At 69.8% G+C, this 24,492-nt stretch carries 25 protein-coding genes; 10 read left to right on the top strand and 15 right to left on the bottom strand.

The features are described from left to right. Together ACODSY_RS25240 and ACODSY_RS25235 are read left to right on the top strand one after the other, a co-directional pair. The coding region (locus tag ACODSY_RS25240; RefSeq protein WP_488954668.1) for a cold-shock protein at positions 1-284 on the top strand (284 nt) is incomplete at its 5' end. Between the two features lie 116 nt (positions 285-400). Continuing rightward, entirely contained in the window at positions 401-967 is a 567-nt protein-coding gene (locus ACODSY_RS25235; protein ID WP_488954667.1) for a hypothetical protein, read from the top strand. Here the strand turns inward: ACODSY_RS25235 and ACODSY_RS25230 are convergent. Further along, positions 964-2,055 (bottom strand): phosphatidylinositol-specific phospholipase C1-like protein, encoded by a 1,092-nt coding sequence (locus ACODSY_RS25230; RefSeq protein ID WP_488954666.1) that lies wholly within the window; start codon positions 2,053-2,055, stop codon positions 964-966. The genes ACODSY_RS25235 and ACODSY_RS25230 overlap by 4 nt on opposite strands. A 41-nt stretch (positions 2,056-2,096) precedes the next feature. After that, a complete protein-coding gene (locus ACODSY_RS25225) occupies positions 2,097-2,585 on the bottom strand; it encodes an NUDIX hydrolase (RefSeq protein WP_488954664.1) in 489 nt (162 codons plus the stop codon). Between the two features lie 97 nt (positions 2,586-2,682). Here ACODSY_RS25225 and ACODSY_RS25220 point away from each other — a divergent pair, with 97 nt between their 5' ends. From ACODSY_RS25220 to ACODSY_RS25205, 4 genes are all read left to right on the top strand, one after another. Continuing rightward, a complete protein-coding gene (locus ACODSY_RS25220; protein ID WP_488954663.1) occupies positions 2,683-2,943 on the top strand; it encodes a hypothetical protein in 261 nt (86 codons plus the stop codon). Positions 2,944-3,055: 112 nt separating this feature from the next. After that, positions 3,056-4,648 carry an EAL domain-containing protein gene (locus ACODSY_RS25215; protein ID WP_488954662.1) on the top strand — a complete coding sequence of 531 codons (1,593 nt, stop codon included), beginning with the start codon at positions 3,056-3,058 and terminating at the stop codon, positions 4,646-4,648. Positions 4,649-4,881: 233 nt separating this feature from the next. After that, complete coding sequence (locus ACODSY_RS25210; RefSeq protein ID WP_488954661.1) at positions 4,882-6,897, top strand: elongation factor G; 2,016 nt, start codon at positions 4,882-4,884, stop codon at positions 6,895-6,897. A 24-nt stretch (positions 6,898-6,921) separates the two neighbouring features. Continuing rightward, positions 6,922-7,320 carry a VOC family protein gene (locus ACODSY_RS25205; RefSeq protein ID WP_488954660.1) on the top strand — a complete coding sequence of 133 codons (399 nt, stop codon included), beginning with the start codon at positions 6,922-6,924 and terminating at the stop codon, positions 7,318-7,320. Here ACODSY_RS25205 and ACODSY_RS25200 read toward each other — a convergent pair. Next, the gene (locus ACODSY_RS25200; protein ID WP_488954658.1) at positions 7,286-7,924 is read right to left on the bottom strand and encodes a glutathione S-transferase family protein; all 639 of its coding nucleotides are present in this window, start codon (positions 7,922-7,924) and stop codon (positions 7,286-7,288) included. The genes ACODSY_RS25205 and ACODSY_RS25200 overlap by 35 nt on opposite strands. A gap of 68 nt (positions 7,925-7,992) precedes the next feature. After that, on the bottom strand, positions 7,993-8,610 hold the full coding sequence (locus tag ACODSY_RS25195) for a DUF2306 domain-containing protein (RefSeq protein WP_488954657.1): 618 nt from the start codon (positions 8,608-8,610) through the stop codon (positions 7,993-7,995). A gap of 157 nt (positions 8,611-8,767) precedes the next feature. On the opposite strand from ACODSY_RS25195, the gene ACODSY_RS25190 reads away from it, so the two are divergent. Next, positions 8,768-9,526, top strand: coding sequence for a LytTR family DNA-binding domain-containing protein (locus ACODSY_RS25190; protein WP_488954656.1), 759 nt, complete (start codon positions 8,768-8,770; stop codon positions 9,524-9,526). A gap of 1 nt (position 9,527) precedes the next feature. Here the strand turns inward: ACODSY_RS25190 and ACODSY_RS25185 are convergent, their stop codons facing one another. The 5 genes from ACODSY_RS25185 to ACODSY_RS25165 all read right to left on the bottom strand — a co-directional run bounded on the left by ACODSY_RS25185 (position 9,528) and on the right by ACODSY_RS25165 (position 16,054). Then, positions 9,528-11,240 (bottom strand): tetratricopeptide repeat protein, encoded by a 1,713-nt coding sequence (locus ACODSY_RS25185; RefSeq protein WP_488954655.1) that lies wholly within the window; start codon positions 11,238-11,240, stop codon positions 9,528-9,530. Positions 11,241-11,309: 69 nt separating this feature from the next. Continuing rightward, positions 11,310-11,573 (bottom strand): hypothetical protein, encoded by a 264-nt coding sequence (locus tag ACODSY_RS25180; RefSeq protein WP_488954654.1) that lies wholly within the window; start codon positions 11,571-11,573, stop codon positions 11,310-11,312. Between the two features lie 27 nt (positions 11,574-11,600). Beyond that, positions 11,601-12,374 (bottom strand): alpha/beta fold hydrolase, encoded by a 774-nt coding sequence (locus ACODSY_RS25175; RefSeq protein WP_488954653.1) that lies wholly within the window; start codon positions 12,372-12,374, stop codon positions 11,601-11,603. 61 nt (positions 12,375-12,435) lie between these two features. Beyond that, complete coding sequence (locus tag ACODSY_RS25170; protein ID WP_488954652.1) at positions 12,436-14,265, bottom strand: DUF885 domain-containing protein; 1,830 nt, start codon at positions 14,263-14,265, stop codon at positions 12,436-12,438. A 7-nt stretch (positions 14,266-14,272) separates the two neighbouring features. Next, a complete protein-coding gene (locus ACODSY_RS25165) occupies positions 14,273-16,054 on the bottom strand; it encodes a DUF885 domain-containing protein (protein ID WP_488954670.1) in 1,782 nt (593 codons plus the stop codon). A gap of 231 nt (positions 16,055-16,285) precedes the next feature. Between ACODSY_RS25165 and ACODSY_RS25160 the strand changes: the two genes are divergently transcribed. Both ACODSY_RS25160 and ACODSY_RS25155 read left to right on the top strand, forming a co-directional pair. Next, positions 16,286-17,560 carry a M20/M25/M40 family metallo-hydrolase gene (locus ACODSY_RS25160; RefSeq protein WP_488954651.1) on the top strand — a complete coding sequence of 425 codons (1,275 nt, stop codon included), beginning with the start codon at positions 16,286-16,288 and terminating at the stop codon, positions 17,558-17,560. Between the two features lie 3 nt (positions 17,561-17,563). Next, complete coding sequence (locus ACODSY_RS25155; RefSeq protein WP_488954650.1) at positions 17,564-18,763, top strand: TIGR03862 family flavoprotein; 1,200 nt, start codon at positions 17,564-17,566, stop codon at positions 18,761-18,763. Here the strand turns inward: ACODSY_RS25155 and ACODSY_RS25150 are convergent. Beyond that, positions 18,747-19,610 carry a TauD/TfdA dioxygenase family protein gene (locus ACODSY_RS25150; protein WP_488954649.1) on the bottom strand — a complete coding sequence of 288 codons (864 nt, stop codon included), beginning with the start codon at positions 19,608-19,610 and terminating at the stop codon, positions 18,747-18,749. The genes ACODSY_RS25155 and ACODSY_RS25150 overlap by 17 nt on opposite strands. 47 nt (positions 19,611-19,657) lie before the next feature. On the opposite strand from ACODSY_RS25150, the gene ACODSY_RS25145 reads away from it, so the two are divergent. Further along, complete coding sequence (locus ACODSY_RS25145; protein WP_488954648.1) at positions 19,658-20,491, top strand: phytanoyl-CoA dioxygenase family protein; 834 nt, start codon at positions 19,658-19,660, stop codon at positions 20,489-20,491. Here the strand turns inward: ACODSY_RS25145 and ACODSY_RS25140 are convergent. The 5 genes from ACODSY_RS25140 to ACODSY_RS25120 all read right to left on the bottom strand — a co-directional run bounded on the left by ACODSY_RS25140 (position 20,484) and on the right by ACODSY_RS25120 (position 24,445). Then, positions 20,484-21,221: a dienelactone hydrolase family protein gene (locus tag ACODSY_RS25140; protein ID WP_488954647.1), complete on the bottom strand. Its 738-nt coding sequence runs from the start codon at positions 21,219-21,221 to the stop codon at positions 20,484-20,486. The two genes, ACODSY_RS25145 and ACODSY_RS25140, sit on opposite strands and share 8 nt — an antisense overlap. A gap of 5 nt (positions 21,222-21,226) precedes the next feature. Continuing rightward, a complete protein-coding gene (locus ACODSY_RS25135; RefSeq protein ID WP_488954646.1) occupies positions 21,227-22,048 on the bottom strand; it encodes an SDR family NAD(P)-dependent oxidoreductase in 822 nt (273 codons plus the stop codon). Positions 22,049-22,118: 70 nt separating this feature from the next. After that, positions 22,119-22,358 carry a hypothetical protein gene (locus ACODSY_RS25130; protein WP_488954645.1) on the bottom strand — a complete coding sequence of 80 codons (240 nt, stop codon included), beginning with the start codon at positions 22,356-22,358 and terminating at the stop codon, positions 22,119-22,121. Between the two features lie 62 nt (positions 22,359-22,420). Next, positions 22,421-23,380, bottom strand: a complete 960-nt coding sequence (locus ACODSY_RS25125) for a tetratricopeptide repeat protein (RefSeq protein ID WP_488954644.1) — start codon at positions 23,378-23,380, stop codon at positions 22,421-22,423. A 12-nt stretch (positions 23,381-23,392) separates the two neighbouring features. After that, positions 23,393-24,445, bottom strand: coding sequence for a tetratricopeptide repeat protein (locus ACODSY_RS25120; protein WP_488954643.1), 1,053 nt, complete (start codon positions 24,443-24,445; stop codon positions 23,393-23,395). Between the last annotated feature and the right edge of the window lie 47 nt (positions 24,446-24,492).

Genomic DNA, 24,492 nt, shown 5'->3' with positions numbered 1-24,492 from the left:
GCGGTGGCCGCGGCGGCTTCGGCGGCGGCGGCGGCGGCGGCGGCGATCGTCCGCGCGGCGTGGTCTCCGGCTCCGGCACGGGCGAAGTGAAGTGGTTCAACCCCACCAAGGGCTTCGGCTTCATCAAGCCGGAAGGTGGCGGCCAGGACATCTTCGTCCACATCTCGGCGGTCGAGCAGGCCGGCCTGTCGGGCCTGAATGAAGGCCAGCGGGTGAATTTCGACCTCGAGCAGGACCGTCGCAGCGGCAAGACCTCCGCGACCAACCTGAAGGTCAGCGGCTAAGCTTACAGGCGGGCCCATCCCCGGATGGGCCCTCCGAACCTCGGCCGGCGTGAACCGCCCGGCCTCCGACGCGTTGAAGGCGCTCAGTTCGAGGTGATCCTCGCGGAGCGTTGAGAATGCGTGCGTTTTTGCCCTTCGCCGTCAGCACCGCCCTGGTCTTGCCGGGTCTTGCGATCGCGCAGGATGTCCCAAGTCTCGCCCTGCCGCCGGCCGGCGCCGATCCGACCACGGTCGCGCCGGTCGACGTGACCGCCGCGCCGACGCTGGCGCCGCTGCCCGCCGTGCAGCCTACCGTCGAGGCCCCGCCTCCGGTCAGCGCCAAGCCGGCGCCGGCCCCCGTGGCCGATGCGGTCGACCCCGCCCTGCCCGACGAGCCCACGAAGGCCGCCCCGATCATCACGCCCAAGGACGAGGGCAGCGGCCTGGGAGGCAAGGTCGGCACGATCGCGGTCGGTGTCGCCGGCGGGGCGGCGGGCGCTGCCGTGGCCGGCCCGGTCGGCAAGTTCGCCGGCAGCTTCCTCGGCAAGACCATCGGCCGGGGCCTGTTCGGCAAGGACAAGACGCCCGAGGTGACTGTCGCCGAGGCTCCTCCGTCCGCCGACACGGCGGCCACGCCGGCGGTGGCGCAGCCCGCGACCGCGCCGCCGCTGGAGGAGAAAGTGGCCGTCGCGCCCAGCTCCTAGGGCTGGACCGGAGAGAGCCTCGCCACGCCGCCGCCCGGCAGTTTCGCCACGTAGGGCCCGAAGCGAGTGTCGGGCCTCATGTAGTCCGTCGAGACGTACTGCGCGCCCGAGGCGAAGGCCGCCGTCTGGCGGCTGGTGTCGTTGGCGCGGGCTTCCCGCGTGTCCGCGTCGGCTCGCGTGCGCACGAGGAGGCCCGCCTTGATCGCCGCCGCGATCCGCTCGGACAGTTCCTGGGGCTCGTTCAACGTGATGTAGCCGGCGGCCGGCGAGGTCTCCTCGATGTTCACGAAGGCCGCCCGGCCTTCTAGGACCTTGCGCTGGCCGCGATAGATCGCGACCTGGCTCGGCGGGGCGTCCAGGGCGAACATCACCCGCCCGCGGGCCGTCTTCAGCCGGGGCCAGCCGCCGGCGGCGACCGCCTCGCGGAGGCTGGCGTGCTTGCCCTGCACCTGGTCGGGGGTGATCAACTCGGCCTCGGGGAAGACCGAGCGGATTTCGGCGTCGACCTGATCCATCGCCTTGGCGTCGAACACCGGAGCCTTGACGGCGCCCGGGAGGCCGATGCCGCCTTCCTTCAGGTTCATCAGGATCAGCAACGGCACGTGGTCGGGATGCGCCTTCGACCAGGCCCGGACCTCCTTCAGGCAGGCCGTGAAGAGTTGGCAGACCGCGCGGTAGTCCACCGAAGGCTCGTGCAGCACCTTCAGCCCCGGCTGCTTCAGCGCGGAGAAGTCGTAAGGCACGGCGTTGGCGCCAGCCATCTTGAACCCGAGCGGAGTCGCGTAGAGCCCCGTCGCGGGATCGTAGGCCACGTCGATCTCGAGCTGCCGGGCGCCGGCCTCGAGCTGCTGGCTGAGCGGCGGATGGCTGTAGTCGAGGCCGTCGGCCTCCCTGGGGTTCACCGCGCGGATCGCCGCCATCTCGTTGGGCGCGATGGCCATCTTGTAGCTGTTGTGCGTGCCGATGGCCTGCAGGGCGTTCATGGGCAGGGCGTCGACGGCGGCGCGGGTGCATCCCGGCTTGCCCGAGGGCGCCTCCAGATCGCAGGCGGCGGACACGGCGGCGGCGGCGAGCAGGGCGGCGATCATGGCGTGGTCCTAATGAATCGCCGCGACAGTAGCGTGACCGGTCATTTCCAGGGAATGCGCTCCGGCTCCTTGGGCAGTCGCCCGTTGATGATCGGCGGCAGGCGACCGACGAATCCTGGAGGAACCACCCGATCCGCCGTGGTCAGCAGTTCGGGCAACGTCCACCAGCGGATGTCGTCGATCAGTTCGTGCTCGTTCGCCTGCCAGCCGTCGCGCTTCGGATCCGCGCCCTCGCAGCGCGCGACGAAGTACTGCTCCTTGAACAGGGTCGGCTCGGGCATCAGCATCACGCCCTCGCGGAGCCACACCACCGGCCCCAGGATGAAGTCCTCGATGCCCGTTTCCTCGCGTACTTCGCGCGACGCGGCCTGGGCGTAGGTTTCACCCGCCTCCACCCCGCCCCCGACCGTGAACCAGATGCCCGGCCGGTCGCGCGCGCTGGGCAGGCGTCCCTTCATCAGCAGGATGCGATTGTAGGCATCGAACAGGAGAACGCGCGCCGTCGGACGTTCCGGTTGTGTGCGACTCAACTTTTCCGTCATGCTTCCTTAGGCTGCTATCGAAAGCTTAAGCACTCTCTCCCCAATTTGCCGGCCGCCCCACGGCCGGAAAGTCTGGAACCATCGCATGTCGGACGATGTCTCCACCAGCAAGCGGGATCTCGTGGCCCGCGTCGCCACACTAGAACTCCTCGTGGCGGACCTGATCCATGCGCTGTGGCGGGTGGATCCAAAAGGCATGGAGCGGATGGCCGCCGAAGCCGAGCAGGACCTGGAGCTGCCCCACGGCCGCGAGGCCTTGCCGGTTGGCGAGCCGGAACGAGAACGCCTCTACACGGTGCTGGAGACGCGGCGCCGCATGCTCCGGCGGGCCAAGGCCGACGCCTGAGGCCCCCAAATTGGGTGACTCGACCTCTCCGCCTCGCGAGATGTCCATCGGCGAACACGCGATCTTAAGCGCCTGGGCCGCAGCCTAAGTCCTTCCGGGGACTAAAGTTATCTTGTCGACACCGCACCGCTTCCTGGCCTTCGGCTTCGCCGCCGCCGACCTCCTCGTCGAGGTCGGTGTCGACGGCAGCGTGACCTTCGCGCTGGGTGCAGGCGAGGCTGTGCTGGGCGTGGCCGACCGCGCGATGGCGGGGCGACCCTGGCAGTCGCTGTTCTGCCCCGACGACGAGGCGATGGTGCAGGCCCTGTTCTCCGGCCTCAGCGACGGCACGCGCGCCGGTCCGGTGGTGGCCTGCGTGGCCGGCGGCGGCCGCTACGCCAGCCTCACCGCCGTCCGCCTGCCGCAAAACGGCGGCGCCATCTCCTGCGCGCTGTCCCGGGCCACCGCCGGCGGCGCCACCGGCCTGCAGAGCCGCGAGAATTTCGAAAGCCGCGCCACCGAACTCCTGGCAGGTTCGTCCGAAGCCCTGGATCTTGCATTTATCGAGTTCACCGGTCTGTCGCAGTCGCCGATGGCCCGGAGCGACCCCGCCCGGCTGGAGGCGCTGCTGGCGGGCGCCCTGCGCGCCCAGGCCTATCGTGGCGAGGCGGCCACCGCGGTCGGCCCGGACCGCTACGCCCTGGTGCACGCCAGCCACGAGGCGCCCGAGGTCCTGACCGACCGGATCGAACGCGTGCTGGCCAGCGCGGGCGTTGACGGCGTGGCGGCCGAGGCGACCTCGATGCCGCTCACCGGCGTCGCCCGTCCCAAGCAGATGGCGCAGGCCCTGCGCTTCGCCCTCGGTCAGGTGCTCGACGATGGCCTGACCCGCCCGCTGCCCGTCGACCTCGCCCAGGCCCTCGACCGCGCCATGCAGGCGACGCTGGCCAAGGCCGGGCAGCTGGGCGCCGCGATCAAGCACCGGCGCTTCACCCTGGCCTACCAGCCGGTGGTGTCGCTGCATGACGGCGCCCTGCACCATCACGAGGTGCTGGTCCGCTTCGGTTCGACCGGCAGTCCGTTCCCCACCATCCGCATGGCGGAAGAGATGGATCTGATCGAGCCGCTGGACCTGGCGATCCTGGAGGAGACCCTGTCCGCCCTTCAGAAGGATGCGAAGCTGGTGCTGGCGGTCAACGTCTCGGGCCGCAGCCTGATGAGCGACAGCTACGTCTCGGGCGTGCTCGCCATGTTGAAGAGCCGCCCGTGGGCCAAGGGCCGCCTGATGTTCGAACTCACCGAGTCCGCCGCGGTCGAGGACCTGGCCCAGGCCGACCGCCGCATCCAGAGCCTGCGCGCGGCCGGATGCGAGGTCTGCCTCGACGATTTCGGCGCCGGCGCCGCCTCGCTGGCCTACCTTCAGCAACTCACCCTGGACCTGCTGAAGATCGACGGCCGCTATATCCGCGACCTGCAGCACGGCGGGCGCGAGGCCACCTTCGTCAAGCATCTGGTCAACATGTGTGGCGAGCTAGGCGTTCGTACGTTGGCCGAGATGGTGGAAACCACCGACGCCGAGGAAGCGGTGCGCCAGGCCGGCGTCGACTACGCCCAGGGCTGGCTCTACGGCCGCGCCCGCGAGACCCCGGCGGACGAGGGCAGCATCGCCGCCCGCGGCCGGGCCCGCGCCGGCGCGCTGGCCATCCGTTCGGCCCTGGATCGCTGACTTCGGGGCAGACTCTCCTCACCCGTAGGGCGAGGAGAACGCCTCTTCAGCCCTCCGCCCTCACGACTTCTTGAGGCGCGCCCCGCAAAACTTGGGGCGTAGGGTTTCCCCGTAAGGGCGGCGTCGACCGGCCCCACACTGGTCCGCGACCGCTCACAACCGCGCGCATGGGCGCCACGACCTCCCGCATGGCGGGGCGCCCTCGGCGCCTTCGGTGATGGGAGAACGCGACCATGGCAATCCGAGACACGAGGTCGGTTCGAGCGCTGGCGCTCGTCGGCCCCACGAGCGCCGGCAAGACCGCCCTCATGGAGGCCCTGCTGGAAGCCGCGACCGGCCAGGCGGTGCGCCCCGGCGAGGTGGGCGACAGCAGTCCCGAGGCCAAGGCCCGCGGCCATTCCGTCGAGCTGAACCTCGCTGGCTTCGAGTTCATGGGCGACCGCTACGTGGTCGTCGACTGCCCCGGATCGCTGGAGTTCTGCTGCGAGATCGACAAGGCCCTCCCGGCCGTCGACCTGGCCATCGTGGTCGCCGAGCCAGATCCGGCCAAGGCGGTCCTGCTTCAGCCCACGCTGCGCGAACTCGAGCGTCTCGGCGTGCCCCACGCCCTCTTCATCAACAAGACCGACCAAGCCCGCGGCTCGCTGCAGGAGCTCCTGGAAGCCCTGGCCCCGGTGTCGTCCGCGCCCCTGGTGGCGCGCCAGATCCCCACCTGGAGCGGCGACAAGGTCACCGGTTACATCGACCTGGCGCTGGAGCGGTGCTTCGTCTACCGGCCCGGCAAGCCCAGCGAACTGGTCGACATCCCCACCGACCTGCAGCAGCAGGAAGCCGACGCGCGCTTCCACATGCTGGAGCAGATCGCCGACTTCGACGACGAGCTGCTGGAACAGCTCCTGTCCGACGTCCAGCCCAGCCGCGACGCCGTCTTCTCGGACCTGGTCCGCGAAATGAACGACGGCCTGATCGTGCCGGTGTTCTTCGGCTCGGCCCAGAACGGCTTCGGCGTCCGCCGCCTGCTGAAAGCGCTGCGCCACGAGACGCCGCCAGTGGAGAAGGCCGCGGCGCGGATCGGCATCACCAGCGGCGCCTATGTGCTCAAGGCCGCCTACGCCGGCCAGTCCGGCAAGCTCGCCTATGCGCGCGTCTTCGGCGGCAAGCTGGCCGACGGCGCGGACTTCGTCATGACCGATGGCACGAGGAGCCGCGCGGGCGGTCTCAGCCAGGTGCAGGGCTCGTCGCTGAAAAAGATCGCCGAGGCGCCGCTGGGCGACATCTCCGCCATCGGCAAGGTCGACCAGGCGGCCGCGGGCCAGATCCTCTCCACCACCGGCCAGCCGCAGGTGGTGAAGGAAGCCGCCAGGGCCCGGCCGCCGCTGTTCGCCGTGGCCCTGATGGCCAAGAACCGCAACGACGACGTCCGCCTGTCGGGCGCGCTGGGCAAGCTGGTGGAGGAAGACCCGGGCCTGTCGCTCACCCACGACGCCGAGCAGCGGCAGGTGCTGCTGGCCGGCCAGGGCGAAGGCCACGTGCGGCTCGCGCTGGAGCGGCTGAAGCGCCGCTACGGCGTCGAGATCGACACTGTCCAGCCCCGGACGCCCTATCGCGAGACCGTCGCGCGCGGGACAACGCAGCGGGCGCGGCACAAGAAGCAGTCCGGCGGCCATGGCCAGTTCGCCGACGTGACAATCGAGGTGAAGCCGCTGCCTCGCGGTTCCGGCTTCGTCTTCCAGTCGCGCGTGGTCGGCGGCGCGGTGCCCAAGCAGTGGATCCCGGCCGTCGAGACCGGCGTCCGCGACGGCCTCGCCAAGGGTCCGCTGGGGTTCCCGGTCACCGACCTGGAGGTCACGCTCACCGATGGCATGACCCACGCCGTCGACAGCTCGGAAATGGCCTTCCGCACCGCAGGGCGCCTGGGCATCGAAGAGGCGCTGAAGGCGGTGGGCACCGTGCTGCTGGAGCCGATCGAGAAGCTGACGGTCTATTCGCCCTCGAACAGCGCCAGTCACGTGACCTCGGCCCTGACCGCCCGGCGGGGCCAGATTCTGGGGCTCAGCCCTCGCGAGGATTGGCGCGGCTGGGAACGCATCGAGGCCTACTTGCCGCAACGCGAGCGGCAGGACCTGATCGCCGAGCTGCGCGGCCTGACGCAGGGCCTGGGGGCTTTCGAAGCCGACTTCGACCACATGAGCGAGCTGCACGGCCGCCTGGCCGAGGAAGCCGCCCAGGAGGCGCGGGCGGGGGCCTGAGGTGAATCGGGCTAGGCGTGACGCATGCAACGCCTGGCCCTCACCGCCCTCCTCGTTCGCGAGTACGACGAGGCGATCGACTTCTACGTCCGCATGGCCGGCTTCGACCTCGTGGAGGACACCGACATGGGCGGCGGCAAGCGCTGGGTCGTGGTGCGGCCGCCGGGGTCCGACGCCGCCCTCCTGCTGGCCCGCGCCGTGGGGGAGCAGGCGCGGGCCGTGGGCGACCAGGCTGGGGGACGCGTCTTCCTGTTCCTGGAGACCGACGACTTCGCCCGCGACCATGCACGGATGAGCGCCGCCGGCGTCCGCTTCCTCGAGGAGCCCCGCCACGAGCCCTATGGAACCGTGGCGGTGTTCGAGGACCTCTACGGAACCCGGTTCGACCTCATTCAGCGGGCTGCGGCTGCGCCTTCGCGATGAGGTCGTCGTCGATCTGCACCGCGCGCTTCGCCGCCGGCCGGCTGTCGTGCAGCTCGACGTAGCGCTCGAAGTTCGGCCGCTTCTCGATGGTCCCGAACTGCATGCCCCACCCCAGGTGGGAGGCCAGGTAGAGGTCGGCCGCGGTGAACGTGTCGCCGGCCACGTGATCGCGGCCGTCCAGCGCGCCTTCGATGGCGTCCAGCACGTGGTCCATCGACCCGCAGCCCAGCATCCGTTCGCGCTCGGCCGGGATCTCGACGCCCAGAGCCTTGAGCCCCACGGCCTGCTCGATCGGACCGGCCCCGAAGAACAGCCAGCGGTAGTAGGGGCCGCGATCCTTGCTGCCGTGCGCGGGCGCCAGGCCGGCCTCCGGGAACGCGTCGGCGAGATAGGCGCAGATCGCGCCGCATTCGGTGACCACGGTGTCGCCGTGCTTGATGGCCGGCACCTTGCCCATCGGGTTCACCGACAGGAATTCGGGGCTTTTGATCGAATCCTCGAAGCCCAGGATCTTGGTGTCGTAGGGCTGGCCCACTTCCTCCAGCATCCAGCGGATGATGCGGCCGCGGGACATCGGGTGGGTGTAGAAGGTCAGGTCGGTCATTGGGAGCGCCTCCGTTCGCCCCCATTCAACGCCCGGGCTGCTGACAGGGCGATGTCAGCAGTGTGGCGTTAGGCGACGACGGGTGTCGCGCGCGCCAGCCCCCGGCGCAGGTACAGCTCGACCAGCAGCAGGTTGGGGATCCAGCAAAGCCAGGCGATGGCGCGATAGGCCGGCAAGCCGTCCAGCCCCGCCAGATCGCCCAGCGGCATGTAGAGCCTGAGGGTGACCGCCGCGAAGGTCAGGGCGAACGAGCGCATCATCCAGCGGCGATGCTCGTCGAAGCGACCCGCGCGGGCGGTCAGCCAGCCCTGTGCCGTCACATGGATCCAGATGACGGCCAGGAGGCCGAACCCCCAGCCGGCGATGGGACCGGCCGTCGAGCCGAACGCCAGGCCGAGCCCGGCGAATCCGCCGACGATGCAGCCGGTCGCATAGACCCGCCCCAGCCAGCGGTGCAGCGTCCGGTTCCGGCGCAGCGCCGGGATGAACTGGAACCCGCCGACCAGCAGCGCCGTCGCGGCCCCGGCCGCGTGCACCACGAGCCACGGCATGGCGAACGGATTGCCTGTGATGTTCGGCGCCTGCAGCGGGCCATTCGGGCTGAGATAGCGATACGAGAAGATCGCGATCGCCACGCTGAGGAAGATGGCCAGGCCCAACAGGGCGGGAGCGATACGGCGGGTCATGTCGGGGTCCGTCTGTGTCGGTGACGGCCAACGGATGACCTGCGCCTCCCCCTCCGCCCAGGGGCGTTCTCGCGAATGGCGCCAATCCTGCGCGAACGGATGACCCGGAATCGCCAGTCGTGGCAGTGTCGCGCGAACGACTCTGCAGCGAGACGCGATGCCCGCCCTGACCGCCCCGCCCTGGGTCCGCCGACTGACCGCCGACCTGGCGCTATGGACGGCCGTCGGCGTGGTGATGGCGTTCCTGGGGCCGTATGGGACGGCCGAGCACCCGCTTGGCCGGCGGCTGATCTACTGGCTGGCGTGCATGGTGGGCGGGGGCATGATCGGCGTGGCCGTGGACGAGCCGCTGCGCCGCTGGGTCGATCACTTCTGGCTCCGGCTGGTCGCCGCCAGCGTGCTGATGACGCCGCCGGTCACGGTGCTGGTTGGCCTGGTGAACCATTTCATGTTCGGCCAATGGCTCGGCTGGCGGAACCTGTGGCAGCCGACCTTCCAGGTCTTCATCATCTGCATCGCCACCATGTGCCTGCGCCAATTGGCCTGGGCCCAGGCCGAGGCCCCCGCCATCGCGCCGCCTCCCGAGCCGGAGACCGACCCCACCGAGACGTTCCGGCAGCGGTTGTCGGCCAAGCGCCGCGCCGCCAGCCTGTTCGCGGTCGAGGCCGAGGACCACTACCTGCGCGTCCACACCGACGCCGGCGACGAACTGATCACCGCCCGCTTCGGCGACGCCCTGGCGGAACTGGCCGCCGCACCGGGCTTCCAGACACACCGCTCATGGTGGATCGCCGCCGACGCCATCGACGACGTCACTTGGCTGCGCGGCCGCGGCGAGGCGAAGCTGAAGTGCGGCCTCACCGTCCCGATCAGCCGCAGCAACGCAGGGCCGCTGAAGCAGGCGGGGTGGTTCTAGCTCAGAGCCGCGAGGTCGCGATCTGGGTGTCCGCCCGCCGCCAGGCCTCGCCGAACTCGGCGCCCACTTTCTGCATCTCGGCGGTCTTGCCCTGAGCCTGCAGCGCCTTGGCGAGGCCCATCAGCGCCCAGCCGTCGCGGCGGTAGTGGTGCAGGCTTTCGCGGTAGACCGCCTCGGCCTCGGCGGGCTTGCCAGCCTCGAGCAGAGCGGCGCCCAACAGGTGCGCGATCGGCCGATGCCAGTAGGGCGGTTCGTAGTAGGGCAGCGCCCGTTCCAGCTGCATCGCCGTCTGGAAGTGGGCCACCGCGCCGGGCAGGTCGCCCGCCTTCCGCGCGATCTCGCCATCGACCGCCGCCAGCGCCACCTGCACGATCTGGGCGACCGGCATGCCGAAAGCGTCGTAGCGCGTGAAGTTCGCTTTCTGCAGCGCCGCGAGCTTCGCGCGGTCGGCTTGCGCGGCCTTCAGGTCGCCGAGGTTGGCTTCGGCCGAGGCGCGGGCGTAGAGCCACATGGCGCTGTCGAGCACCAGGCGTTTGTCGGGCTGCGGTTCGGCCAGCACCTCGCGGTACCTTCCGAAGCGGAGCTGGGTGACCACCGGCGTGAAGGTGTATACCTCGGCCGGCGGCAGCTGCAGGGCCACCTTGTCGGCATCCACCGCCTTGACTAGTCGTCGCGCGGCGTCGAGCGCGGTCTGGTAGCGGCCCTCCATCTCGGCCGAAGTCCAGAGGAAGTGGATGTTGTGGCCGTAGTAGCCGGCCGGATAGAAGCCCTGCGCCCGGCAGGCGGCGACATAGTCCTCGTCCAGCTTGGCGGCGACCTCGTTGGCCGCAGAGGCGTCGGCATAGCGGCCGACCCGGTAGTAGATGTGGCTGGGCATGTGCACGATGTGCCCCGAACCCGGCATCAGCTTCAGCAGCTTGTCCGCCGCCGGCTCGGCTCGTTCCGGCGTGGTCGAGGCCTCGACCGCGTGAATGTAGAGGTGCAGCGCGCCGGGGTGTTCGGGCGCCTTGGCCATGACCGTCTCCAGCGTCCTGACGATTTCGCCGCCGTTGCCCTTGGGCGTGACCCCGTCGGCCTGCCAGTAGTCCCAGGGCTGCGTATCCATCATCGCCTCGGCCCAGAAGGTCCGGATATCCACGTCGTCCGGATACTTGCGGGAGAGGTCACCCATCGCCGTGGCGAAGGCCGTGTTCAACGCCGCCCGGTCGGCGGACTTCTTCTCGGCGTAGCGGGTGGCGAGCGCGGCGATCCAGTCCTGCTCCTTCTGGGTCGCCTTCGGAGCCAGCGTCTGGGCGTTCCGAATCGCCATCCACGCCGGGATGACCGCGTCGTCCTGCATCGGCAGGTTGATGTTGGGGCCCAGCGCGAAGGCCACGCCCCACCAGCACATGGCGCAGTTCGGATCGAGCCTGGCCGCCTCGCGGAACGAGCGGATCGCCTCGGCGTGGTTGAACCCGAACATCAGGTTCACGCCCTGGTCGAAGAATTTCTGGGCCTCCGCATTCGCGGTGATCGTCATGCGGTGGGCGCCCAGGTCCTTGAACACCGGCGCCCTGGGCTTGTCCGCCTGGCCGCCGTAGATGCTGGGCATGGGCGGCAAGCCCATGCTCATCGGCGCCATCTTCGACATGTCGTGCTGGGCGGCGGCCGGCCCGGCCGTCACGCTAGCGGCGACGAGGCTCAGGGCTCCGATGAAAGCTACGCGCACACGCATCCGGCGTCCCTCCCCGGGCTAGCTTTGCCGGGAGGTTGACCCAGAACGTCACAAGTTACGAGTCCGCGGTCAGGCGGAGAGGTTCACCGCAGCGCCCGGAGCGTAGGGCGCGGGCGGGCTCTGCTGCGAGGTCGGCGACGACAGCTGGCCGCCGAAGGTGACGGCCGGACCGAACTCGGCCCTCGCGCCTTTGGTCTTCGCCTCATCGGTCTTGCCGTCGGCGTAGGCGCCTTGCGGCCCGTCCTTGGGATGGGCCGGGTCCACGCCTTTCTTGGCGTATTCTACGTCCGTGCAGTTCCTGCAGACGTAGCCGTTGACGACTTCCATGGCCATCGCGCCGGCATCCTGCCACGGCCAAGGTTAAGCGCGGGTTCGCAGATCGCCGAGGAAGCCGAGGATCGCCGCGTTGAACGCCTCCGGCCGGTCGATGTTGGCCGCGTGGCCGGCGCCCTCGATCACCGCCTTCTTCGCACCCGGGATCTTCGAGGCCATGTAGTCGCTGGCCGCGAGGAACGGCGTGTCCTCCGAGCCCACCACCACGATCGACGGCGCGCCGATGCCCGGCAGCGAGGTGATCACGCCGGCGTCGCGCTGGGTGAGCATCCCGCGCGCCGCCAGCGCCAAGCCCCTGGCGCTGGTGTGTCGGGCGGTCCGGCGCTCGGCACTGCCGGCCTCCAGCACGCTCAGTCCTTCGGTCTCGTAGCGCTCGGCGGTGCGGATGGCGTTGCGGTTCCAGCCCTCTCGCGCCTCGTCGTTCTTGTACCCCGGGCCGGTGTCGATGATCAGCAGCGCGCGCACCCGCTCGGGATGCACGCGGTTGAAGGCGAGCGACATGTAACCGCCCAGCGACAGGCCGCCGACGATCGCCTGCGTGGCGCCCACCACGTCCAGCAACGCGGCCATGTCGGCCACCGTCGCGGCCTCCGAATAGAGCGTCGGATCTTCCGGACTGTCGGACCGGCCATGGCCCCGCATGTCCCAGGTGACCAGCGTGTGGTCCTGGCTGAGGGGGCCGACCTGCCCCGCCCACATCTGCGAGGTCGCCGAATAGCCGTGGGTCAGCAGGAGCACCGGTCCCTGCCCGTGGACCTCGTAGTAGAGGCTGACCCCGTCGTCGCGCTTCAGCGTCGCCATACCGTCCTCCCGCGCTTCCATTTGGGCAGTATGGAAGTCGCTTTACCCGGGCGTGTCGACCCTAGGCCTGCGAGGCGACCCAGTCCTGTACGTGCCGCTCGAGCACCGTCAGGGGCATGGCGCCCGAGAGCAGGACGGCGTCGTGATAGGCCTTCAGGTCGAACTTGGCGCCCAACTTCTTCCGGGCGTCCTCGCGCACCTTGGCCCACACGGTGTGGCCGACCTTGTAGCTGTTGGCCTGGCCGGGCGAGGAGAAGTAGCGCTCGACCTCGCGCTGCGCGCGGCTCTCGGTGTTGCCGATGGTGTCGACCATGTACTGCGTCGCTTTGGCCCGGCCCCAGCGCTTGTAGTGGATGCCCGTGTCGGTCACGAGGCGCGCGGCGCGGAACAGCAGCGACTGCAGGTATCCCGCCTGGCCCAGGGGATCGCCGTCGTAGGCGCCCAACTCGTCCGAGAGCTGCTCGGCGTACAGCGCCCAACCTTCCGAGAAGGCCGAGAAGCCGAAGCCCGCCCGGCGAATCATGGGGATGCGGCTGCTCTCCTGGGCCAGGGCGATCTGCAGGTGGTGGCCGGGAACCGTCTCGTGCGCCGCGAGGGTCTTGAGGTTGTAGCGCGGCCAGTCGCCCGTCTCTTTGAGGTTGATGTAGAAGGCCGCCGGCCGCGAGCCATCCAGGGCCGCCGACTGATAGTAGCCGTTCGCCGCGCCGTCCTGGATGAAGACCGGCACGCGCCGCACCTCCACCTTGGCCTTGGGCAGGGTGTTGAACGCCTTCGGCAGCAGGCCGTAGAGGTCGGCGACGTCCTTGTTGAGGTCGGCCAGCATCTGCTCGCGGCCGGCGTCGGTGGCCGGATAGACCTGCTTGGGGTCCTCGTTCAGCTTCATGAGCCGCTGGGCGATCGTGCCCTGCGTCAGCCCCTGGGCCTTCAGGATCGCGTCCAGCCGCGCGCCGATCTCGGCCACCTGGGTCAGGCCGAGCTGGTGGACCTCCTCCGGCGAGTAGTTGGTCGTGGTCGAGGCCTTAACCGCGTCCGCGTAGTAGGCCTCGCCGCCCGGCAGGGCCCAGACGCCGGTGTCCGGCTTCGCCTTGGCGCGTACGGCCTGCATGGCGGCGATCTGGCGGTCGAGCGCCGGATAGACCTCCGTCTCGACGATCTTCTGCGCGCGGGCGGCCCAATCACCCTCCAGCTTCGCCGCCGCGACCTTCTTGGCCAGCGAGGTGGTCAGGATCACCTTGTCGGCAGGCTGGTTGCGCAGCGCCTTCATCTGGCCCAGCGACAGGTCGCAGACGAAGTCGGGCGGGATGACGCCGGCGGCCACGTCGGCCGTCTGCCGGGCCACGTCGTTGTCCATCGCCTTGGCGAAGGCCGAGAGGCGCGAAAGATAGGCCTGCGCGTCGTCGGCGTTCGCAACCTTGTGCTGGCTGTCCAGGAAGTCGGGGACGTTGGCATAGGCCCCGCCCCGCTGGCTGATGACATAGGGGCTGAAGTTCCCGCCCACGTCGCCGAACCTGTACTTGTCGCCGTTCCGCACGGCCTGCTCGTTGGCGTAGAGCACGACGTCCAGGTCGATCTTCGAGCCGGCCGAGAGCTTCGCCCGATCGATGGCCTTCAGCTCGCCCACCCATTTGCGGGCGCGCTCCAGCCGCTTGGCCTTGCCCGCGGCGGAGTTGTCGTCCAGCTGGCTTTTCAGCGCTGCGCGGGCGCCCTTGTCGAGCCCCAGCGAGGTGGCGAACCGCGGACTGTCGTCGACCGTCTGCTCGAACATCCTGTCGAGCTGCGCGCGAAGCTTGGCGTCTTCGGAGCCGGCCTGGGCGAACGCGGGCGCGGCGGTCGCAAGCGCGGCCCCCGCAGTGGTGACGAGGAAGCTGCGGCGGTCGATGTGCTTGGTCACGTGGTGCTCAACCCTTGGTCTTCGCGATATAGAGGTCGACGACGTTCTCCAGGGCGGTCAGCGGCATGGAGCCCGACAGCAGGATGGCGTCGTGGAACTTGCGGGGATCGTACTTCGGCCCCAGCGCCTTCTTCGCCTTCTCGCGCAGCTGCAGGATGGTGACCTTGCCCACCATGTAGCTGCAGGCCTGGCCCGGCCAGACGGAGTAGCGCTCGATCTCCTGGGCGGCGAGCGGCTCGGGATCGCCCTCGATGCCGCGCATCTCGGCGATGGCCTTTTCTCGCGTCCACTTCAGGTGATGCAGGCCGCTGTCGGTGACCAGGCGGGCCGAGCGCAGCAGGGCGTCGTGGATGTAGCCCAGCTCGTTCAGCGGCTCGCCCTTGTAGGCGCCCATCTCCTGGACGACCTGCTCGGAATAGAGCGCCCAGCCCTCGGCATAGGCGCCGAAGCCCATGACCCGGCGGATCATCGGCAGGTCGGCCTCACGCTGCAGGGTGATCTGCATGTGATGGCCCGGGATGCCCTCGTGATAGGTGGTCGTGGGCAGGAACCAGTACGGGCTCTCGGCCGTGTCGCGCAGGTTCAGCCAGTAGACGCCGGGCCGCTTGCCGTCGAGGCTGGCGCCCTCGTAGTGGGTCGACGCGCCGCCCTCGGTGGCGGCGGGGATGCGGCGGATCTCGAGCGGCGCCTTGGGCAGCGTGCCGAACTGCTCGGGCAGGCGCTTCTGCATCGCCTGCACCACATGGTTCAGGTCGGCGATGATCTTGGCCTTGCCGGCGTCGGTGTTGGGATAGACGCCCTTCTTGCTCTCATAGAGCGCGATGTAGCGCTCACCCACCGTGCCCTTGGTGAAGCCGACTTGCTTGAAGAGCACATCGGCCCGCGCCGACAGCTCCTTGGTCACGTCCCAGCCCAGCTTGTGCACCTCGTCGGGCGTTATGCGGCTGGTGGTCTGCGACGCCAGCATGTGGGCGTAGTAGGCGTCGCCGTCGGGCAGCTTCCAGCATCCGGCGTCGTGATTGGCCTTCGGCTTCAGGCTCTCCAGCAGCGCCATCTGGCGGTCCAGCGCCGGGACCACCTTGCCGTCGTAAAGCGCGGTGGCCTGGGCGGCCCAGTCGCCTGCGATCCCCTTCGCCTTGGCGCGGCCCGTAAGCGAGCTCACCAGGGTCGACTTGTCGGCCGGCTGCCGCAGCACCTTCATCCCCGCGAGCGCGCCGGTCAGGGCGAAGTCCGGTGGCACCACGCCCAGTCCGACGTCGCGGCGCACGCGTTCGATCTCGGCGTCCATGGTCGCGGCGAAGGCTTCCAGGCGCGAGAGGTAGGCCTGACAGTCCTCGCGGATCTCGATGGTGTGCTGGCTGTCGAGGAAGTCCGGCACCTCCTGCCAGGCGCCGCAGATCTGGGCCAGGACGTAGGGGCTGCCGCCGGACGGATAGGCGAAACGCCTGTTGCCGTCCTCGGTGGTCTGCAGTTCGAACAGCAGGGTGTCGTAGTTCACCGCCGCCATGCCCGAGAGCTTGCTGCGGTCGATGGCCTTCAGCCGGCGGAGCTGGTCCGAGTTGCGCGCCTTTCGCTTCTCCACGCCCGCCAGCGAGGCGTCGTGCAACTGGGCCTTGGCGGCGGCGCGCTCGCCCTTGTCGAGACCCAGCGAGGTGACCAGCTCGGGGCTGTCGTCCAGGGTCTCTTTGAACACCTCGTCCAGGAACGTCGCGAGCTGGGCCTCGGCTCCGCTCGGCTGAGCCAGCGCGCCACTCGACGACAGGGCGGCCAGCGCGCCTGCGGCCAACATCACTTGCCGTCGGTTCTGCACGGCGGACCTCCCCGTTACACGATTGTGACGCGAAGGCTTAGAGGTCGCGGCCCGGACCCGGCAAGCGACGGGGCACGGATCGTCGCATTAATTCCCGGTAATGCGGTTGAACCTGCCCTTCCGCCCTAGCGAAGGGCGGTGGGATCGGCTGAAATGGCGGCGCTCGCACGCAAGGATTCCATCACGATGTTACGCGTCTCGCGGCCTGCCATGGTCGCTATCCTCTCGTTCACCCTGGCCTCCGGCGCCGCCGCGGCGACGAAGTCCTCGCGCGCCGAGCGGGCAGTCGCGGACATCCGAGCGAGCCAGGGCTTCGAGGAAGCCATGAAGACGCTGGACCGCGAGCACGACCGCATCGTCCAGGACACCATCACCCTCACCGAAATTCCCGCGCCGCCGTTCAAGGAACAGAAGCGGGCCGAAGCGTACATGGCCATGCTGAAGGCCCACGGCCTGACCGACGTCGAAATGGACGCCGAGGGCAATGTCATGGGCCTGCGCCGTGGGACCGGGCCGGCCGGCGCCCCGCTGGTCGTCATCGCCGCCCACCTCGACACCGTCTTCCCGGAGGGGACCGACGTGAAGGTTCGGCGCGAGGGGACCAAGCTGCACGCGCCGGGCGTGGGCGACGACACCCACTCGCTGGCCGTCCTGCTAGGCTACATCCGCGCGCTCGAGGCGGGGAAGGTGAAGACCAGGAAGGACATCCTCTTCGTCGGCAACGTGGGCGAAGAAGGGCCCGGTGACCTGCGCGGCGTCCGCTACATCTTCTCGAAGGGCAAGTATAAGGACCGCATCGCAGCGTTCTTCTCGATGGACGGAACCAGCGCCGAACGTGTCACCTTCGGCGCCGTCGGCTCCAAGCGCTACCGTGTCACCTTCAAGGGCCCGGGCGGCCACAGCTACGGCGCCTACGGCCTGGTGAACCCGATGGCCGCCATGGGGACCACGGTAGTCGAGATGAACAAGATCGTCACCCCGACCAACCCCAAGACCACCTACGCCACCAGCGTCGTGGGCGGCGGCACGTCGGTGAATTCGATCCCTGACGCCATCTGGCTCGAGGTCGACATGCGCTCCGAGAGCAAGGAAGAGCTCGCCAAGGTCGACGGCCGATTCCTGCAGATCGTGGAGAACGCGGTAAAGGCGGAAAACGCGGCGCGCTCCACCCATGCCGGGGCGATCACCGCCGACATCAAGCAGATTGGCGAGCGGCCGACGGGCGCGACCAAGGAAGACGCCGAGATCGTGCAGATGACATCGGCCGCCGTCCGGGCCGCGGGGTACACGCCGGTGCTGGGCGCCAGCTCCACCGACAGCAACATCCCGATCAGCCTCGGCATCCCGGCGGTGACGATCGGATCCGGTGGCGTGGGTGGCCGCGCGCACGCCGTGGACGAGTGGATCGACGTCGCCAAGCCCGGCAGCCTGAAGGGGATGTCGGTCGGCCTGGCCGCCCTGCTGGCGATGGCCGGGGCCGACTAGGCCATGGCCGCCGTCGCGGTCATCGGCGGTGGGCCCGCGGGCCTGTTCGCGGCCGAGACCCTGGCGGCGGCGGGCCATGTGGTCACCGTCCACGACCGGATGCCGTCGGTGGGCCGCAAGTTCCTGATGGCCGGCCGGGGCGGGCTGAACCTCACCCACTCCGAGGATTTCGAGGCCTTCGCCGCGCGCTATGGCCCGGCGGCGCATTGGCTGCGACCGACGCTGGACGCCTTCCCACCGTCGGCGCTCATCGCCTGGGCCGAGAGCCTGGGCCAGCCGACGTTCGTGGGCTCGTCGGGCCGCGTGTTTCCCAAGGCCCTGAAGGCCTCGCCGTTGCTCCGCGCCTGGCTCCGCCGGTTGGCCGGCCTGGGCGTGACCATCCGCACGCGCAGCGAGTGGCTGGGCTGGAGCGACGAAGGCGCGCTGCGTTTCCGCACGCCCGACGGCGAGACCACCGAACGTCCCGACGCCGCGATCCTCGCTCTCGGCGGCGCGAGCTGGCCCAAGCTGGGCTCGGACGGCGGCTGGGCGGCCTGGCTGGGCGACGTCGCGCCCTTCCGCCCGGCGAACATGGGCTTCGACGTCGCCTGGAGCCCGGTGATGCAGGGCTTCGCGGGACAGCCGCTCAAGGGGATCGCCCTCACCTTCGGCGATCGCACCGTCCGCGGCGAGGCCATGGTGGCCCGCTACGGCCTGGAAGGCGGCGCCCTCTACGCCCTCTCCGCCCCGCTCCGCGACGCCATCGAGGCCGAAGGGTCGGTAACGGTGACCCTCGACCTGCGGCCCGAAATGACCGCGGGCGCGCTCACCGACCGCCTGAGCCGGGGCCGTGGAAGCCAGTCGCTCGCCAACCACCTGCGCAAGGCGCTCAAGCTCTCACCCATCGAGACGAACCTGCTGCGCGAAGCGCACGGCAAGGACCTGCCGTCGGATCCCGGCCCACTGGCCCGGGCGATCAAGGCCGCGCCCATCCGCCTGACCGGCGTCCAGCCCCTCGCCCGCGCGATCTCGTCGGCAGGGGGCGTGCGCCTCGACGCCGTGGATGAGAACCTGATGCTGAAAGCCCGGCCCGGCGTCTTCGTGGCTGGCGAGATGCTGGACTGGGAAGCCCCCACCGGCGGCTACCTCCTCCAGGCGAGCTTCGCGACGGGGCTGGCGGCGGCGCGGGGAGTCGACGCGTGGCTCGCTACTCCGCCGCGATAGACGCCTTCGCCGCGGGCCACGGATCCACCGTCACGCGGCGCATATGCCGCCGCTGGCCAGGGTAGTCGTTGAGCGCGAAGTGCCAGACCGACCGGTTGTCCCAGAACGCCACCGAGCCCGGCCGCCACGAGAAGCGGCAGGTGAAGGCCTCGTAACGGCAGTGGTTGAACAGGTAGTCGAGCAACGCCTTGGATTCGCTGGTCTTCCACCCTTCGATCTTCAGCGTGAAGGCCGGGTTCACATACAACGCCTTGCGGCCGGTCTCGGGATGGACCAGCACCATCGGGTGGACGTATTCGCCGACATAGCCGTCGGCCTCGGCCACGTTCATCGAGCCGCGCTTCTGCGCCGAATGGCCCTGGGACGAGTACTCGCGGCTGGCGGAGTGCACCGCGTTCAGGCCCTCCAGCGTCTTCTGCAGGCCGGGCGACAGGGCCTCGAACGCCGCTGCCTGGCTGGCGAACAGCGTATCGCCGCCCCAGTCCGGCAGCTCGACCGCATAGAGGATCGAGCCGATGGCCGGAGTCTCCAGGAAGCTCATGTCCGAGTGCCAGCCGCCGCCGAAATTGATCCTGTCGGACGGCTCCTTGATGATCTCCATCACCTCGGGCTGCTCGGCCATGCCGGCGACGTAGGGGTGGATGTTCAGTGGTCCGAACCGCGCCCCGAACGCCACCTGCTGGGCCGGGGTCAGGTCCTGGTCGCGGAAGAAGATTACCTGATGCTCGGTGAGCGCCGCCCTGATCGCGCCGACGGTGTCGTCGGCCAGCGGCTGCGACAGGTCCACGCCCGAGATCTCGGCCCCAAGGGCGCCCGCCACGCGGCGGATGTTCAGGGTCTGGCTCATCGGCGATCCTCGCGTGCTATGCCTGGAGAATAGGGAGGCCGAGCGAGATGGACAAATCCACCGCATTCTTCGACGCCGACGCCCACGCCGCCGAGATCCGCGAGCAGGGCTTCACGGTGATCCGCGACTTCATGGACCAGGCGACGCTGCAGGCCGTGCGCGACGGGCTCGCGCCCTACATGGGCCAGCATCATGGCCGGAACGCCTTCGAAGGTTTCTCCACCGAGCGCATCTACACCCTGGTCGCCCGCGCCAAGGTGTTTGAAGACCTGACCGCCGACGCGCGCGTCCTGGCGGTGCTCGACCGGTTCCTGCAGCCGGGCTACCTACTCACTGCCAGCCAGTCGATCCAGATCAACCCCGGCGAGGCCGCGCAAGACCTCCACACCGACGACGGCTTCTACCGCCAGCCCCGGCCGCGCAAGCCGATCAGCATGACCCTGATCGCCGCCGTCGACGCCTTCACCGCCGAGAACGGCGGCACCGAGGTCATTCCCGGCAGCCACCTGTGGGGCGATCATGGCGACGCGCTGCGCCCCAATGGCCATGACGAGATGGAGAAGCTGCTGGTCCCGATGGAGATCCCGGCCGGCGCCTGCTTCATCATGGCCGGCACGGCCATCCACCGCGGCGGCGCCAACCGCAGCGACAAGCCGCGCCTGGCCTTCACCAACCAGTACTGCGAGCCCTGGGCCCGGACGCAGGAGAACTTCTTCCTCGGCATCCCGCCCGAGCGGGCCCGGACCATGTCGCCCCGCCTGCAGACGCTGCTCGGCTATGAAATCTGGCCGCCGTTCATGGGCATGATCAGCTCCGTCCACCCGAAGAAGGCCCTGGAGCCCGGCTGGGTCCCGCCGGTGGTCGCCCAGGCGCCTACCTGAGATTCCGCCGGAACAGGGCAAACAGCCGCTCCCAATGCCGTTCGGCCGCCGGCTTGTCGTAGACGGCGCGCTGCGGGAAGGCGAAGCCGTGGTGGACGCCGTGGTAGATCTCCACCTCGGCGTTGGCGTTGGCCGCCTTCAGCGACGCGTCGAGCGCCTCCACCATCTCCAGCGGCGCATAGGTGTCGTGCTCGGCGCAGGCGAAGTAGAGCTCGGCGCCGGTCTTCTGCGCGGCCAGGTGAGGGCTGTCGGGCCGATCGGTCACCAACTGCACGCCATAGAGCGAAGCCGCGCAGGTGATCCGCTCGGGATGACGGGCGGCGGCGTTGATCGCGTACTGCCCGCTCATGCAATAGCCGATAGCCCCGGCCGGGCCGCGGCTGGCGGCGGGGTCGCGACCCGCGTAGTCCAGCAGCGCGTCGGCGTCGTCCATCACCATGCCGATATTGATCGAGCCCATCAGGTCGAACATCCGCGCCCGGGCCTCGGCCTCCGGCAGCGGCGGCAGGTCGGCCAGCTCCAGCACGCCCTTGCGGTAGTAGAGGTTGGGCAGCATCACATAGTGGCCGACCGCGGCGATGCGCCGGGCCATGTCTCGCAGCTCCTCGCGGATCGCGGGGGCGTCCATGAAGAACAGGACGACGGGATGCGGCCCGTCCCGCTCCGGGTGGACGATGAAGGTGGTGGCCTTGCCGTCCTTGGTGGCGATGTCGATCGTCTGTTCGATCATGGGTCTCAGGCCAGTTCGGTGGGAGCGATCCCCAATTCTTTCAGCAATGGCTCGGCATAGTCGATACGTCCCGTCATCGTCTTCGGGTCGCCGCTGGCCAGCCGATAGACCGCCTCGGCGATGAACTCGATCGGCTGCACTCTGTCCTTGGTCTGCTCGTTGATCAGCCCGTGCACCGCCACCCCCGGCGTGTCCACCAGGCCGGGCGAGACCACGTTCACCGCGATGCCGTCGTCGAAGACCTCCGACGCCAGGCCGGTGGTAAAGCGCTCCAGCGCCGCCTTGCACATGCCGTAGACCGTCCCGCCGCCGCGGCGGTTGTAGGGCTGCTTGGGATGGATTCCCGCCGGCGAGGAGATGTTGACGATCCAGCCCGCCTTGCGCTCGCGCATCGACGGCAGGACCAGCTGGCTCAGGTGGAAGGGCGCCCAGACCTGTACCTCCATCATCAGGTCGAAGCGCTTCTTCGGGAAGGTCTCGACCGGGATGAAGAACGTCACCGCCGCGTTGTTGACCAGGATGTCGATGGGCCCGAAATGCCCGACGGCCTCATCCACGAGCCGCTCCCGATCCGCCTCGCTGGACAGGTCCGCCTTCACAAACGCGGCCTGCCCGCCCAGGGCGCGGATACGGTCGATCGTGTCGTGCAGCGTGCCGGGCAGCTTGCTCTCGCCGTCCTCGGCCGTGCGCGCCGAGACCACGACCCTCGCGCCCTCCATCGCCAGGCGCACGGCGATCGCCTCGCCGATGCCGCGGCTCGCGCCGGTGACCAGCGCGGTCTTGCCCTTCAGCGTCCCATTGGGGTTCACGCCCGCCATGATCGCCATCCTCCCATACCGTTCTTTCTGATTGACGGCACGGTCGCGCGATGGCGCGCGCGGCGCAAGCCCCGGTGGGCTAGTCGCGCTCTCGGACCACCAGTCGGCCCACGGTCAGTTCGTCGACTTCGAGGCGGCGTATGCGCATCCGCCTGACCGTGAGGCGGCCCACCGCCAGCCGCCCGATGGTCACCGCGCCGACCGCGAATGCGCCGAGGGCCAGCGCGCCCAGCATCGCCGATCCCAGCGCAGAGGTCCCCACGGCGGCAGCGCCGACCGAGACGGCGGGAAGGCGGCGGCGCTCGGCGACCTCGCGCATGGGGATCTCCTGACAGGTCCGTCCCCATCCTGCGCGCCGGGATGGCCGGCGCACAAGCACGCTCAGTGGCCGCGGGCGTCCAGCGCCTTGCGCACCTCGGCCAGGACGCTGGCCCAGTCGCCCGGCGCGGGCTGACGGAACAGGCGCAGCGACGGATACCAGGGGCTGTCGGTGCGGTCGCGCATCCAGCGCCAGTCCGGGTTGAACGGCAGCATGAGGAAGCAGGGCTTGCCCATGGCGCCCGCCAGGTGCGCGACGGCGGTGTCGACCGTCACCACCACGTCCAGGTCCTCGACGATCCGGCGGGTGTCCTCCATGTCGGCGGCGCCGGTGGCTTCCGGCGCCAGGTTCCGCGCCCCACGCCAATCCAGGATCTGCGCCGCCAGTTCCGCCGGCAGCGACCGGCTGCGGTCGTTGACGTGCTCGACCCGGCCGGCGGTCATCACGCCGATCCCGGCCCCGCCCGCCTTGCTGGCCAGATAGGCCCTCGACGGCCGCTCGCCCGAAAGGAAGGGCATCGACGGGCCCATGGCCCAGGCGTCGCAGTTCGGCAGCGCGACCCGGCCCTGCCCCGGGATCACTCGCACGGCCGGGGTGAGGTGTTCGAACAGCCGGGCCAGCAGCGGATGGCAGAGGATCGCCGCCGCGATGCCCCGCTCCTGCGCCCAGGCGGCGTAGCGGGCGAACATGATCTGGTCGCCCATCCCCTGCTCCTGCAGGATCAGCAGCGACGTGATCGGCCGGCCGTCCCACTCCGGGAACGAGAACGATGGCTTGCCGGCCGCGCGGCCCCCCATGTGGATCGGACGGCGCTCCCACAGCGGCAGGCCCTCGTCGAACCGTCCCTCGCGCATCAACAGGACGCCCAGTCGCCAGGCCACCTCATCCTCGCCGGGAAACCGCCCCAGCGCCGCTTCCAGCGCGGCGATGGCGTCGTCGAAACGGCCCTGTTGCTCCAGGCCGTAGGAGGCATTGATGGCCGCGACGACGTCGGGCGGGAGATGGGCGTGAGGGTCGGTCATGAGCCAGTCGGGTCAGCGCGTGTGGGCGTAGAGGGCGGCGCGGACATCGGCGACGACGCTGGTCCAGTCGCCCGCCGCCGGCTGGCGGAAGAGACGCAGGGACGGATACCAGGGCGTGTCGGCACGGTCGCGCAGCCAGCGCCAGTCGGGGTTGAACGGCAGCATCAGGAAGCAGGGCTTGCCCATGGCGCCCGCCAGGTGGGCGACCGCGGTGTCGACCGAGATCACGACTTCCAGGCCTTCGATGATCCGGCGCGTGTCCTCGAAGTCGGCGGCTCCGGTGATCGACGGCGACAGGTCGCGCACACCCGGCCAGCTCCGGATTTCGTCCGCCAGGTCGGTGGGCAAGGAACGGTGGCGGTCGTTCACATGGTCCGCGCTGCCGGCGGCCATGAAGCCGATCCCTGCGCCACCGGGCGCGCTGGGCAGGTACGGCGCGGGCGGAATGGTCTCCAGCGTCGTCCCAAGGCGGTACGGCAGCGAGCCGGCCAGGATCCAGGCGTCGTGGCGAGGGATCGAAACCTCGCCGCTGCCGGTCAGGATATTCACGCCCAGCGACTGGAAGAGCCGCGTCAGGGGCGGCCGCGCCGTCAGCGTCACCTCGATGTCGCGTTCCTTCAGGGGCCGCACATAGCGGGCGAACATGATCTGGTCGCCCAGGCCCTGTTCCTGCAGCACCAGCAGGCTGCCCACTGGCTCGCCCATCCACTCGGGGAAGCTGAGCTGCGGCTTCTTCTGCCCCGGCCGGATGCGGTGTTCGTAGAGCGGCCACCCCTCGGCGTAGCGGCCGCTGCGCAGCAGGATGAACGACAGCCGCCTCAGGAAGGCCGGGTCCGCGGGCCGTTTCGCCAGTTCGCCGCGATAGAACGCCTCGGCCTCGTCGTAGCGGCCCAGGTCCTCCAGCACGAGGCCCAGGTTCAGGATCACCTCGGGCGGAGTCTCTGCGACGATGAGGGCGCGGTACATCCGCTCGGCCTCGGCGAAGCGGCCTTCATGCGCCGCGGCCTTGGCCATCTCGAAGACCTGGGCGTAGGTGAATTTCTGGGGGGCGTTCGGCTCGGACACGCGGGATCAATGCCGAGGTCGCCCTGGAAACACAAGCTTGGCTCGGG

It is taken from the genome of Phenylobacterium sp. FG114 (assembly GCF_057809855.1).
This window is presented reverse-complemented; position numbering and strand designations above follow the sequence as displayed.

Coding starts and splice junctions, on each gene's coding strand:
- ACODSY_RS25150 (WP_488954649.1), bottom strand. CDS start 19,610: ATGAGCCAGACCCTGAACATCCGCCGCGTGGCGGGCGCCCTTGGGGCC.
- ACODSY_RS25165 (WP_488954670.1), bottom strand. CDS start 16,054: ATGTTGGCCGCAGGCGCGCTGGCCGCCCTGTCGTCGAGTGGCGCGCTG.
- ACODSY_RS25125 (WP_488954644.1), bottom strand. CDS start 23,380: ATGACCGACCCTCACGCCCATCTCCCGCCCGACGTCGTCGCGGCCATC.
- ACODSY_RS25140 (WP_488954647.1), bottom strand. CDS start 21,221: ATGATCGAACAGACGATCGACATCGCCACCAAGGACGGCAAGGCCACC.
- ACODSY_RS25200 (WP_488954658.1), bottom strand. CDS start 7,924: ATGACCGACCTGACCTTCTACACCCACCCGATGTCCCGCGGCCGCATC.
- ACODSY_RS25135 (WP_488954646.1), bottom strand. CDS start 22,048: ATGGCGATCATGGCGGGCGTGAACCCCAATGGGACGCTGAAGGGCAAG.
- ACODSY_RS25190 (WP_488954656.1), top strand. CDS start 8,768: ATGCCCGCCCTGACCGCCCCGCCCTGGGTCCGCCGACTGACCGCCGAC.
- ACODSY_RS25235 (WP_488954667.1), top strand. CDS start 401: ATGCGTGCGTTTTTGCCCTTCGCCGTCAGCACCGCCCTGGTCTTGCCG.
- ACODSY_RS25160 (WP_488954651.1), top strand. CDS start 16,286: ATGGTCGCTATCCTCTCGTTCACCCTGGCCTCCGGCGCCGCCGCGGCG.
- ACODSY_RS25210 (WP_488954661.1), top strand. CDS start 4,882: ATGGCAATCCGAGACACGAGGTCGGTTCGAGCGCTGGCGCTCGTCGGC.
- ACODSY_RS25130 (WP_488954645.1), bottom strand. CDS start 22,358: ATGCGCGAGGTCGCCGAGCGCCGCCGCCTTCCCGCCGTCTCGGTCGGC.
- ACODSY_RS25205 (WP_488954660.1), top strand. CDS start 6,922: ATGCAACGCCTGGCCCTCACCGCCCTCCTCGTTCGCGAGTACGACGAG.
- ACODSY_RS25230 (WP_488954666.1), bottom strand. CDS start 2,055: ATGATCGCCGCCCTGCTCGCCGCCGCCGCCGTGTCCGCCGCCTGCGAT.
- ACODSY_RS25220 (WP_488954663.1), top strand. CDS start 2,683: ATGTCGGACGATGTCTCCACCAGCAAGCGGGATCTCGTGGCCCGCGTC.
- ACODSY_RS25155 (WP_488954650.1), top strand. CDS start 17,564: ATGGCCGCCGTCGCGGTCATCGGCGGTGGGCCCGCGGGCCTGTTCGCG.
- ACODSY_RS25180 (WP_488954654.1), bottom strand. CDS start 11,573: ATGGCCATGGAAGTCGTCAACGGCTACGTCTGCAGGAACTGCACGGAC.
- ACODSY_RS25185 (WP_488954655.1), bottom strand. CDS start 11,240: ATGCGTGTGCGCGTAGCTTTCATCGGAGCCCTGAGCCTCGTCGCCGCT.
- ACODSY_RS25175 (WP_488954653.1), bottom strand. CDS start 12,374: ATGGCGACGCTGAAGCGCGACGACGGGGTCAGCCTCTACTACGAGGTC.
- ACODSY_RS25145 (WP_488954648.1), top strand. CDS start 19,658: ATGGACAAATCCACCGCATTCTTCGACGCCGACGCCCACGCCGCCGAG.
- ACODSY_RS25195 (WP_488954657.1), bottom strand. CDS start 8,610: ATGACCCGCCGTATCGCTCCCGCCCTGTTGGGCCTGGCCATCTTCCTC.